The organism is Neisseria sp. HMSC03D10, assembly GCF_001807625.1.
In the GTDB taxonomy this organism is placed as follows: Bacteria; Pseudomonadota; Gammaproteobacteria; order Burkholderiales; family Neisseriaceae; genus Neisseria; species Neisseria mucosa.
In genome coordinates, this window is record NZ_KV789591.1 from 1 (window position 1) to 12,571 (window position 12,571).

Annotated in this window: 8 protein-coding genes and 1 pseudogene; 7 read left to right on the plus strand and 2 right to left on the minus strand. The window is 53.6% G+C overall.

Features of this window, described 5'->3' with window-relative positions; all coding sequences use genetic code 11:
• Positions 1-47: 47 nt before the first annotated feature.
• Complete coding sequence (locus tag HMPREF3066_RS13190) at positions 48-284, minus strand: hypothetical protein (protein ID WP_168160671.1); 237 nt, start codon at positions 282-284, stop codon at positions 48-50.
• Between the two features lie 118 nt (positions 285-402).
• Between HMPREF3066_RS13190 and HMPREF3066_RS09400 the strand changes: the two genes are divergently transcribed.
• The 3 genes from HMPREF3066_RS09400 to asd all read left to right on the plus strand — a co-directional run bounded on the left by HMPREF3066_RS09400 (position 403) and on the right by asd (position 7,023).
• Positions 403-2,115 carry a flotillin family protein gene (locus HMPREF3066_RS09400; protein ID WP_060975483.1) on the plus strand — a complete coding sequence of 571 codons (1,713 nt, stop codon included), beginning with the start codon at positions 403-405 and terminating at the stop codon, positions 2,113-2,115.
• Positions 2,116-2,241: 126 nt separating this feature from the next.
• A complete protein-coding gene (gene smc / locus HMPREF3066_RS09405; RefSeq protein ID WP_070442436.1) occupies positions 2,242-5,724 on the plus strand; it encodes a chromosome segregation protein SMC in 3,483 nt (1,160 codons plus the stop codon).
• 183 nt (positions 5,725-5,907) lie between these two features.
• The gene (asd, locus tag HMPREF3066_RS09410) at positions 5,908-7,023 is read left to right on the plus strand and encodes an aspartate-semialdehyde dehydrogenase (protein ID WP_070442439.1); all 1,116 of its coding nucleotides are present in this window, start codon (positions 5,908-5,910) and stop codon (positions 7,021-7,023) included.
• A gap of 89 nt (positions 7,024-7,112) precedes the next feature.
• On the opposite strand, the pseudogene HMPREF3066_RS13745 reads toward asd, so the two are convergent.
• Positions 7,113-7,221 (minus strand): annotated as a pseudogene (locus HMPREF3066_RS13745) (IS5/IS1182 family transposase); the annotation flags it as partial.
• Between the two features lie 256 nt (positions 7,222-7,477).
• Between HMPREF3066_RS13745 and recG the strand changes: the two are divergent.
• The 4 genes from recG (at position 7,478) to HMPREF3066_RS09430 (ending at position 12,539) form a co-directional block, all read left to right on the plus strand.
• Positions 7,478-9,520: an ATP-dependent DNA helicase RecG gene (gene recG / locus HMPREF3066_RS09415; protein ID WP_141743212.1), complete on the plus strand. Its 2,043-nt coding sequence runs from the start codon at positions 7,478-7,480 to the stop codon at positions 9,518-9,520.
• A 1,022-nt stretch (positions 9,521-10,542) separates the two neighbouring features.
• Complete coding sequence (locus HMPREF3066_RS09420; protein WP_070442442.1) at positions 10,543-11,058, plus strand: pilin; 516 nt, start codon at positions 10,543-10,545, stop codon at positions 11,056-11,058.
• Positions 11,059-11,405: 347 nt separating this feature from the next.
• Positions 11,406-11,900: an REP-associated tyrosine transposase gene (locus tag HMPREF3066_RS09425; RefSeq protein ID WP_070442457.1), complete on the plus strand. Its 495-nt coding sequence runs from the start codon at positions 11,406-11,408 to the stop codon at positions 11,898-11,900.
• A 153-nt stretch (positions 11,901-12,053) separates the two neighbouring features.
• Positions 12,054-12,539: a pilin gene (locus HMPREF3066_RS09430; protein ID WP_070442445.1), complete on the plus strand. Its 486-nt coding sequence runs from the start codon at positions 12,054-12,056 to the stop codon at positions 12,537-12,539.
• Positions 12,540-12,571 lie beyond the last annotated feature (32 nt).

Sequence of the window (12,571 nt, forward strand, 5' to 3'; positions counted from 1 at the left end):
CGGATTCAAGAATCCGACCTACCTTTAAAACCGTTATTTTTAACTTTTCAGACGACCCAAAATTCCAAAAAACCGTCTGAACCGACGCCCCTCAAGTAGTCCGTAGCGTGGGCTTCGCCCACGAAGCAAACATCTCGGATGATCGTTTGATTCAAACGGCAGTAGGTCGCGGGCAAAGCCCACGCTACGGTTTGCAAAAAACAGAAATGGTAGGTCGGATTCTTGAATCCGACGAACCGCTCCGCTTCAACCGTATTGCACATAACCGAAATTATCGGATTCAAGAATCCGACCTACCTTTAAAACCCCAGATTTTTAACCTTTCAGACGACCCCAAACCCTAAAAAACCGTCTGAACCCACGCCCCCTCAAGGGTATATCGACAACAAGAAAGGAAAACCCATGAACTTAGTTTCCATCGGCATCATCGCCGGCGTCATACTCGTCACGCTGTTCGTACTCGGCCTCATCCTCACCCGCCTGTACCGCCGCGCCAGCAAAGAAGTCTCCTTCGTCCGTACCGGCTTCGGCGGCGAAAAAGTCATCATGAACGGCGGCGCGATGGTGCTGCCCGTGCTGCACGAAATCATCCCCGTCAACATGAACACATTGCGTCTCGAAGTACGCCGCGCGGCGCAGCAGGCGTTGATTACCCGCGATCGGATGCGCGTCGATGTGATGGCGGAGTTTTACGTCCGCGTCAAACCCAGCGCAGAAAGCATTGCCACCGCCGCGCAAACGCTAGGTATGAAAACCATGTCGCCTGACGAATTGAAAGATCTCGTCGAAGGTAAATTCGTCGACGCCCTGCGCGCCGTTGCCGCCGAAATGGCGATGGAAGAGCTGCACGAGAAACGTGTTGATTTCGTTCAGAAAGTGCAACAAGTCGTGAGCGAAGACTTGTTTAAAAACGGCCTCGAACTCGAAACCGTTTCCCTGACCGGCCTCGACCAGACCAGCTTTGAGTTTTTCAACCCGCAAAACGCCTTTGACGCGGAAGGTCTGACCAAACTGACCGAAACCATCGAAGGCCGCCGCAAAAAACGCAACGAAATCGAACAAGACACCGATTTGGCGATTAAAACCAAAAACCTCGAAGCCGAGCAGCAACGCCTGAAAATCTCGCGCGAAGAAGAGTACGCCAAACTCGAACAAGAACGCGAAATCGCCGTGCGCCGCGCCGAGCAGGAAGCCAGCATCGCCGAGCAGGAAGCGCAGAAAAAACGCGAGGCGGAAGAAGCCAAAATCGCCGCCGAACGCGAAGTGGATTTGAAACGCATCGCCGCCGAACGCGACATTAAAAACGAAGACATCCGCAAAGCCCAAGCCGTCGAGCAGGCGGAGGTCGAGCGTCGCAAAGCCATCGAGCTTGCCGAACAAGACCGCGCCATCGCCGTTGCCGAGAAATCGCGTGCCGAATCCGAAGCCAAAGCCGAAGCCGATAAAGCCCGCGCTGCCGCCGTGCGTGAAGAAGAGAGCGTGATTACCGTGCGCGAAACCGAACGCGCCGAACGTGCCAAAGCCGTCGAACTGATTGCCGCCGAAGAAGCCGCGCAAAAAGACGCGATTTCGCTCACCGTTGCCGCCGAAGCCGAGAAACAGGCTGCGCAAGACCGTGCCGAAGCCGTGCGCATCGCCGCCGAAGCCGAAGCTGAGAAACAACGCCTGCAAGCCAAAGGTGAAGCCGATGCCAAAGTCCTGTTGGCACAAGCGCAAGAGCAGCAATACAAAGTCGATGCCGAAGGTACCCGTGCCGTGAACGAAGCCGCCAACGTCCTGAGCGTCGAGCAAGTCGAAATGCAAGTGCGCCTCGCCCTGTTGAAACACCTGCCCGACATCATCCGCGAATCCGTGCGTCCGATGGAAAACATCGACGACATCAAGATTCTGCAAGTCAACGGCTTGGGCGGATTCAGCGGCGCTGCCAACGGCTCCGAAGGCGTGTCGGACGGTCAAACCACACAAGCCAGCCTCGCCGACCAAATGGTCAACAGCGCCCTGCGCTACCGCAGCCAAGCCCCGCTGGTTGACGGCCTCTTGAAAGAATTGGGCCTGAACGGCGGCGACATCAACGGTCTGACGCAAGGACTGGATAAAGGCATCGGCAAAGAATAAGCCGCGCCGTTAAGAAGGTCTGAAAGCAAAGGTCGTCTGAAAACCCGAAACAGGATTTCAGACGACCTTTTGTCAGATGTTTTAGTATAAAATCCCACTTTATTTTTTTCTCCCCGTCCTTATCCCATGCGCCTGACCCACATCAAACTCTCCGGCTTCAAATCTTTTACCGACCCGACCACGATTCATGTTCCGGGGCAGCTTGTTGCGGTTATCGGGCCGAACGGCTGCGGCAAGTCGAATGTGATTGACGCGGTGCGCTGGGTGTTGGGCGAGGCTTCGGCGAAGCAGCTTCGCGGCGAGAGTATGCAGGACGTGATTTTTAACGGTGCGGCGACGCGCCGTCCTGCGCCGAGGGCTTCGGTGGAGCTGGTGTTTGACAACAGCGACCACAGTTTGCAGGGGGCGTGGGGGCAGTATGCCGAGGTGAGCATCAAGCGGCAGCTGACGCGTCAGGGTGAATCGACGTATTTCATCAATAATCAGACCGTGCGCCGCCGCGACATTACCGATTTGTTTCTGGGTACGGGCGTGGGCGCGCGCGGTTATGCCGTTATCGAGCAGGGGATGATTTCGCGCATCATCGAAGCGCGGCCGGAAGAGTTGCGCGCCTATATCGAGGAGGCGGCGGGCGTGTCCAAATATAAGGAACGCCGCAAGGAGACGGAAGGCCGTCTGAAAGACACGCGCGAGCATTTGCAGCGTTTGGGCGATTTGCAGAACGAGTTGGCGCGTCAGGTGGAAAAGCTGGAAAAACAGGCGGAAACCGCCGAACGCTACAAATCACTGACCGCGCAGTTGAATCGCCAGCAGGATTTGCTCGATTACGCCCAATGGCAGCAATCGCTTGCCGCCGCAGATAAGGCAACCGCGCAGCATCAGTCTTTGCAGGCGCAGCAGGACGAAACCGCCGCGCAGATTCAGGCGTTAAACGACGAAGTACACGCCTTGCAGACCGCCGAACAGTCGCAGCAGCAGGCGGTGCATGAATTGAGCAACAAACGCGGCGTGTTGCGCGAGCAGATTGCCCGTTTGGAAGAGCAAATCCGCCATCAGCAAAACCTGCATCAACGCATCGAACGCGACAAACAGGCGGCGCAGGCGCAGATGCAGCGTATCCATCAGGAGCAGCAGCAAATCCGCGTACAGCTTGAAGAAAACGAGTTGCAGGCGGAAGAAAAGCAAACCGAATTGGCGGAATGGGCGATGCAGGTTGCCGAACACGAAGAGCGTCTGCCCGAATTGGAAGAAGCCCAAGCCACGCTCAACGCCGCCTTCCAAACCCTGCAGGACGAGGCAAACCGCATCCGCCGCGAACTGGCGTTGAAGCAGCAGCAGCTTGCCCATGCCGAACAAACCGTTGCCAAGCACGAAGAGCGCAAAGGTCGTCTGAAACAGGAAAACCAAGCCCTGAACCTGCCCGACGAGGCCGAAACCGCCGCCGCGCAGGAAGCCGCCGCCTTGTTGCAAAGCCAGCAAGAGCATTACGAAGAACAAATCATTGCCGCCGAAGAAACCTTGCACGCCGCCCGCGAGGCGTTTCAGACGGCCTCAGACCGCTTCCAAAGCCTGAAGCAACAACACATCACCTTGCAGGCGCAGCAGCAGGCGTTGTCGCAAATCCTGTCGCAACAACAGGAAGCCGCCGACTTCTGGCAGGCAACCGACCACGCCGCCGCGCCGCAACTGTGGCAACACATCACCGCGCCCGCCGAGTGGCAGCACGCCTTGTCTGTCATTCTTGCCGAACGCCTGCACGCCCGCGCCGTCCCGCACGGTTTCGTGCCTCCCGCGCCTTTGCCGCAAGGGCAGGCGGCATGGCTTTCAGACGACCTCTCCGGCGGTATCAAAAAATCCCTGCCCGTACAGGCATTGCTGAACCAAATCCAAGCGCAGCCGCCGTTTCAGACGGCATTGCACCACTGGCTCGACGGTGTATTGTGCGCGCCCGATTTGGGCTACGCCCTCGCGCATCAAAGCGATTTGGGCGCACACCAAATCTGGCTCACGCCCGAAGGCCATCAGGTTGATAAAGTCAGCGTCCTGCTCTATGCCAAACCCGCGCAGGAAAGCCTGATTGCCCAAAAAGCGCGCCTCGACGGCATCGCGTCCGAACTGGAAAACCTCGCCCCCGAACTTTTCGCCGCCGAAGCCGCGTTCAAACAGGCGGAGGCTACCGTGCGCTCGTCCGAAGTGCAACACAAAAACCTGATGCAGCAGCAACAGCAGCACACACGCCAATACAGCCAAGCGCAGCAACGTGCCACCGAACTCTTGGCGCGCACCAACCAAGGGCAAATCCGCCGCGAACACATCGAGCGCGAACTGGCGCAGTTGGCGGAAGAACAGACCGTGTTGCAACACACGTCCGACGGGCTTTCAGACGACATCGCTACTTTGCAGGAAGCCGCCGCCGAACTCGAACACCAGCAGCAAACCACCGCGCACAGCCGCCAAGAGCAGCAAGGCCGTCTGAAACAGGCGCAGCTTGCCCTGCTGGAAGCCAACCGCCAATACGGGCTGGCGGAAGTCGCCGTCCATAAGCTCAACCAGCAAAAACAAAACTACCAGCAGCAAATCGCCCGGCTCGAACAGCAAACCCTGGACTGGCAGGAACGCCAGCAAGAGCTTGCCCTCGCCTATGAAACCGAGTTCCAAAACGACGAGCAGCACATCAAGCTCGACGAGCTGACCGAAGCCGTGCACACGCTGGACGAAGAATACATCGCCGTGCAGGAGAAACTCGCGCAGATTCAGGAACAGGGCAGGGAGCAATACGCCCGCGTACAAACCCTGCAAACCAAGCTGCCGCAGCTTCAGGCCGCCACCCAAACCGCCCTGTTGCAGCAGCAGGAGGCCCTGATCAACGCCAAACGCTACCATCAAAACCTGACCGAACGCGCCGCCGATTTGGACGCGCTCGAAGCGTTGGCGAAAGAATCGCCGAAAGTGTTGAACAGCAGCATCGGCAGCCTCACCCAGCAAATCGAAGCCCTCGGCGCCGTCAACCTCGCCGCCCTGCAAGAACTCGAAGAAGCGCGCGAACGCGACGGTTACTACCGCAGCCAGAGCGAAGACGTGCAGGCCGCCATCACCCTTTTGGAAGAAGCCATCGCCCAAATCGACGACAAAACCAAAGAGCGTTTCAAAGAAACCTTCGACGCCGTCAACGGCAAAGTCCAAACCTTCTTCCCGACCCTGTTCGGCGGCGGCGAAGCCACCCTCAAAATGATAGGCGACGACCTCCTGACTGCCGGCGTGTCCATCATGGCGCGCCCGCCCGGCAAGAAAAACAGCACCATCCACCTCCTCTCCGGCGGCGAAAAAGCCCTCACCGCCATGAGCCTCGTGTTCGCCCTGTTCAGCCTCAACCCCGCCCCCTTCTGTCTTCTGGACGAAGTCGACGCCCCGCTGGACGACGCCAACACCTCGCGTTTCTGCAACCTGGTCAAAGAAATGTCGGCGCAAACCCAGTTCCTCTACATCTCCCACAACCGCCTGACCATGGAAATGGCGGAACAGCTCGTCGGCGTAACCATGCAGGAAAAAGGCGTCTCGCGCGTCGTTGCCGTGGACATCAAACAAGCGTTGGAAATGGCGGAACCGTGATGAGGTGGGGGAATCTTGATTGAGCTTGATACGGAAAGGTCGTCTGAAAGTGTATTTCAGACGACCTTTTATTTCTTTCTAGAGATGCTATAAAAAACTTTACATTTACCTCAAACAGGTTTAAAACTCTTCCTTTTCCCCTATTCAGAAATTTGTTAACAATTTCCCCCTAAGGAGCTCAACATGAAAGTAGGTTTCGTCGGCTGGCGCGGCATGGTCGGTTCGGTTTTGATGCAGCGTATGAAAGAAGAAAACGACTTCGCCCATATTCCCGAAGCGTTCTTCTTCACAACATCCAACGTCGGCGGCGCGGCACCTGATTTCGGTCAGGCGGCGAAAACATTATTGGACGCGAACGACGTTGCCGAACTGGCGAAAATGGACATCATCGTAACCTGCCAAGGCGGCGATTACACCAAATCCGTGTTCCAACCCCTGCGCGACAGCGGCTGGAACGGCTACTGGATTGACGCGGCATCCTCCCTGCGCATGAAATACGACGCGATTATCGTCCTCGATCCGGTCAACCGAAACGTCATCGACAACGGCCTCAAAAACGGCGTGAAAAACTACATCGGCGGCAACTGCACCGTCTCCCTGATGCTGATGGCGCTGGGCGGCCTGTTCCAAAACGATTTGGTCGAATGGGCAACCAGCATGACCTACCAAGCCGCTTCCGGCGCGGGTGCGAAAAACATGCGCGAACTCATCAGCGGCATGGGCGCGATTCACGCCCAAGTGGCGGACGAGCTTGCCGATCCTTCCAGCGCGATTCTCGACATTGACCGCAAAGTATCCGACTTCCTGCGCAGCGAAGACTATCCGAAAGCCAACTTCGGCGTACCGCTCGCCGGCAGCCTGATTCCGTGGATTGACGTGGATTTGGGCAACGGCCAGTCCAAAGAAGAATGGAAAGGCGGCGTGGAAACCAACAAAATCCTCGGCCGCAGCGACAATCCGACCGTAATCGACGGCTTGTGCGTCCGCATCGGCTCTATGCGCTGCCACAGCCAAGCCATCACCCTGAAGCTGAAAAAAGACCTGCCCGTTTCCGAAATCGAAGCGATTTTGGCAGGCGCGAACGACTGGGTGAAAGTCATCCCCAACGAAAAAGAAGCCAGCATCCACGAGCTGACGCCCGCCAAAGTTACCGGCACGCTGTCCGTCCCCGTCGGACGCATCCGCAAACTGGGCATGGGCGGCGAATACATCAGCGCGTTCACCGTCGGCGACCAGCTCTTGTGGGGCGCAGCCGAACCCCTGCGCCGCGTGTTGCGCATCGTGTTGGGCAGTTTGTAAGATTCGCAGGTCAAACAAAAAAGCAACGGTTTATCCGTTGCTTTTTTTATCAAGGTCGTCTGAAAGTAGCAGGGGTGGACGGATTCTTATAGTGGCTTAACTTTAAACCAGTACGGCGTTGCCTCGCCTTGGCCGTACTACCTGTACTGTCTGCGGCTTCGTCGCCTTGTCCTGATTTAAATTTAATCCACTAAATTTGACGGTTTATAGTGATTTACATAGAAACCTTATGCCGTCATTCCCGCGCAGGCGGGAATCTAGAAATTTGAAATCATGGCAACTTTGTAAATTTTTCTGAAACCCCGAAATCGAGATTCCCTCCCGCGTGGGAATGACGGCATGGGCAAATTATCAAACTCTACCTGTGCAATGCCTCCAAGGTCGTCTGAACGTCCTTTCAGACGACCCCTTCCTACATTTTCAGCTAAAATACGCGCCATTAAAGGACAAAGCCATGATGACGCCCGAAACCCAGAAACAGCTCAAAATCACCGACGTTTCCGCCAAGAAGCTCGACAAACTCAACCTCAACACCGCATGGGATTTGGTTTTGCATTTGCCGCTGCGTTATGAGGACGAGACGCATATCATGCCGATTAAGGATGCGCCGATTGGCGTACCGTGTCAGGTTGAGGGCGAGGTCATCCATCAGGAAGTAACGTTCAAACCGCGCAAGCAGCTGATTGTCCAAATCGCCGACGATTCCGGCAGCGTCCTTTTTCTGCGCTTCATCCACTTTTACGCCAGCCATCAGAAACAGATGGCGGTCGGCAAACGCATCCGCGCCGTGGGTGAAATCAAACACGGGTTTCACGGCGACGAGATGATTCATCCCAAAATCCGTGATGCCGAGAGCGGCGGTTTGGCGGAAAGCCTCACGCCGATTTATCCGACTGTAAACGGTTTGAACCAGCCTACTTTGCGCCGCATCATCCAGACGGCGTTGGACGTTACGCCGCTGCATGACACTTTGCCCGATGCCTTATTGGGTCGTCTGAAACTGCCGCACCTCGCCGAAAGCCTGCGCCTTTTGCATTCACCGCCGCCGAGTTTCACCATTCATCAACTTTCAGACGGCACGCTCCCCGCATGGCAACGGCTCAAATTCGACGAACTTTTGGCGCAACAGCTTTCCATGCGCTTGGCGCGGCAGAAGCGTGTCAGCGGCACGGCGGCAGCATTGGGCGGCGATGGCACGTTGACCCAAGCTCTGCGCCACGCTTTGCCGTTTGCCCTGACCGATGCACAAGAACGAGTCGTGTCCGAAATCCGCCGCGACATGGCGCAAACCCACCCCATGCACCGCCTGCTGCAAGGCGATGTCGGCAGCGGCAAAACCATCGTCGCCGCCTTGTCCGCGCTGACCGCCATCGAATCCGGCGCGCAGGCGGCCGTGATGGCGCCGACCGAAATCCTTGCCGAACAGCATTTCATCAAGTTCAAACAATGGCTCGAACCGTTAGGACTCGAAGTCGTCTGGCTCTCCGGCAGCCAGCGCAAAAAAGCCAAAGACGAAGCCAAAGCCAAACTCGCCGACGGCACCGTCAAAATCGCCGTCGGCACGCACGCCCTGTTTTCAGACGACGTCGAGTTCCAAAATCTGGGCTTGGTGATTGTGGACGAACAACACCGCTTCGGCGTCGCCCAACGCCTCGCCCTCAAAAACAAAGGGCGCGATGTCCACCAGCTGATGATGTCCGCCACACCCATCCCGCGCACGCTCGCCATGAGTTTTTTCGCCGACTTGGACGTGTCCGTCATCGACGAATTGCCGCCCGGGCGCACCCCGATTAAAACCCGCCTCGTCAACAACGTCCGCCGCGCCGAAGTCGAAGGCTTCGTCCTCAACATCTGCCGCAAAGGGCAGCAGGCATACTGGGTCTGCCCGCTGATTGAAGAAAGCGAAACCCTGCAACTGCAAACCGCCACCGAAACCCTAGCCCAGCTCCAGGCAGCCTTGCCCGAACTCAACATCGGCTTGGTACACGGGCGCATGAAAGCCGCCGAAAAAGCCGAAGTCATGGCTCAGTTTGCCGCAGGCCGTCTGAACGTCTTGGTCGCCACCACCGTCATCGAAGTCGGCGTAGATGTGCCCAACGCCGCCCTGATGGTGATCGAACACGCCGAGCGCATGGGCTTGGCGCAGCTGCACCAATTACGCGGGCGGGTAGGGCGCGGCGCGGCAGAAAGCGTGTGTGTCCTCCTGTTTGCCGAACCCTTGAGCGAACTCGCCAAAGCGCGGCTGAAAGTCATCTACGAACACACCGACGGCTTTGAAATCGCCCGCCAAGACCTCAACATCCGCGGCCCCGGCGAATTTCTCGGTGCGCGCCAAAGCGGCGTCCCCATGCTGCGTTTCGCCAACCTCGAAGAAGACCTACACCTCTTGGAACAGGCGCGCGAAATCGCCCCGATGCTGATTGAACAAAACCCCGAAATCGTCGAAGCGCATCTGGCAAGGTGGCTTGCCAGCAGGGAAGGGTATTTGGGCGTGTGAGGTCGTCTGAAAAACGATCCCGCCATTTTTACCTAGTGCGCCGTCATTCCCGCACAGGCGGGAATCCAGACCTTCGGCTTTCGGAAATATTCAATGATTACTGTAGCGTAGGCTTTGCCCACGGATACGGTCTGTAGAAATATCAGTTGCGGCGGGTCTCTATATATTCTCGCGGGCAAAGCCCACGCTACGGCAACCGCTTGCAGATCCCCGCAAGTCGTCTGAAAAAACTCCCCATATCCCTGCCTGCTTCGCCGTCATTCCCGCACAGGCGGGAATCCAGACCTTTGATTTTCAGAAATATTCAACGATTACCGCAGTATGGACTTTGCCTACGGATGCGGTTTGCGGAGATATTGGTCTCGGCAGGGCGTTTATGTTTTACCGGCGAAACCCGCCATATTTTCAGACGACGTTTTTAGTCAAATCAAACGTTCAAAAATAAACTAAATATCTATAATTCGATTTTGAAAATTACCGTTTATCCGAATTAAAATCCGTCTATCAAATTTGTATAAAAAAATAACATAAAATCATCATATTAAAAATATATAAAACTTCAAAATACCGCTTATCTAAAAACGATACCGTTTATCAAATCCATTTCAATATTATTAAAATAGGTATAAAAGTGACGAAATGCGTCATATGACATAAAACGTTTCCCTTTTCTTCTCAAAAATGACAAAACACGTCATATCCCCCAAAAAAATCCCACGTCATAAAAAAGCCAAAATCTGCCTGAAAAATCCTTCAAAACAAATTTAAACCTATTAAAAACATAAAATTACAAAATATTTTCACAAAAAATCCAAAAAAATCCAGACTTGGCACATCCCCTGCTTGATACATTACGTCCGGCAAGGGGAACGAAGCAACGAAGCAACGAAGCCCGAACCGGGAAGCTGTATATTCCTTCTACTTAATGGTTTTACTCATAAACAAGCAGAGCCAAACACATTACAGATTTTTTAACAACAAACATTTTTATTCACAACACTTTTTAAACTGGAGTTTATTAAATGAAAGCAATCCAAAAAGGTTTCACCCTGATCGAATTGATGATCGTCGTAGCAATTATTGGTATTTTGGCCGCTGTTGCCCTGCCGGCTTACCAAGACTACACTGCACGCGCCAAAGTATCTGAAGTTGTGTTGGCTGCTTCCCAATGCCGTACAGCAATTACCGAGGCTTCTCAAACCGGTTTTGCTGATGAGGCTAAAGATAACGGTTTTGGTTGTGGCGAAACTGCAGCAGCACCAGCTGGTGGGAAGGTTACTCCTCATAGTCAGTATGTAGAATCCGTTAATACAACATCAACAGGTGTAATTAAAGTTGTGGCTCGAGACATCAGCCAATTGGGCAGTAATAAGACTTTGGAGTTTACTCCTTACTCAGATGCTGATTTAAAAACGCCAATGACAGCCGCAGGTTTCAAACGCACTTCTTTGATTAACGGTGGTATTAAAGGTTGGAAATGTGCTGCTCCTGCTAATGGTGGTATTGAGGCTAAATACCTGCCTGCTTCTTGCCGCTAATTACGGCTTGAATAGCAAACCCCGCCCTTGGGCGGGGTTTTGACGTAGGTCGGATACTTGTATCCGACAAGAAAAACCGATGTTCACACCTTGCGAAAATTCGGGAATGATTGAAATGTCGGATTCGAGAATCCGACCTACATAAATTGTTCGGTTTCGACGTAGGTCGGATACTGGTATCCGACAAAAAAGCCGATGTCCACACATTGAGAAAATTCGGGAATGATTGGAATGTCGGATTCAAGAATCCGACCTACATGGATTGTTCGGTTTTGATGTGGGTCGGATACTTGTATCCGACAAAAATCTTTCTGAAAAACAAAAATCTAATTGAAAAAAGGAAATTCATGCGATACCGACGCTTTTATCAAACGGGCGGTACTTACTTTTTTACGGTGGTTACTGATAAACGACAAAAAATCCTGACTGATGAAACGGTGCGTTCTGCCTTACGGCAGGCGGTAATGACGGTTCGGGAGCGGTATCCGTTTGAAATTGAGGCATGGGTGCTGATGCCTGACCATCTGCATACGATTTGGCGTCTTCCTGAAAATGATGCGGCTTATTCGGAACGTTGGCGGCAAATTAAACGGTACAGCCAATATTTGATTGGAAGGGAATATCGGCTTTGGCAAAAAAGGTTTTGGGAACATACCATTCGTAATGAAACGGACTTTATCTATCATTTCAATTATCTACATTTTAATCCCGTAAAGCATGGCTATGTCGGTCAGGTTTCCGATTGGCCGTTTTCTACTTTTCACCGTTATGTGAAACAGGGGATTTACCCAAAGCACTGGGGTGGAAGCAATGTGGATTTCAGCATTAAATATGATGGGTAAGTCGGATACTCGTATCTGACAAACGTTTTATGTTTTACCGCTTTTGATTATGGCGGAAATGTTTGAAAATGTCGGATTCAAGAATCCGACTTACAGAATTACTTTTATTTTTAAGGTCGTCGAAAAACATCAACTACACACGTTAGGAACGAAATGAAACCGTCTTCAACACAGGGTTTTACATTAATCGAACTTATGGTTGTTGTCGCTATTATCGGCATCATCGCCGCTATCGCACTACCGGCTTATCATGCTTATACCATTCGAGCCAAAGTCAGCGAGGGCTTGTTGATGATGACGCAGTGCCGCGAAGCCGTTACCGAGGCCTCTATGTCGGGGTTTATCGACGCGCCTTCTGCCAATAACGGGTTTAGTTGTGGTAATACAGGTTCAACCCATCTGACCTTTAATGTCGATACGGATGAAAACGGTAAAATCACCGCCATTATGCACAATATCCCCGAACTGGGAGAGCATAATAAGGTTGAACTGATTCCCTATACCGATGCGGAATTGACTACTCCGGCAACCAGTAAAGATTTTATGCGGGCAACAGCAAAAGAAGTACGCGGCTGGAAATGTTCCGCTCCGGCTGTCAACGGTATTTCGGCTATTTATCTACCGTCAAGCTGCCGTTAGAAATGTATAGTGGATTAAATTTAAATCAGGAC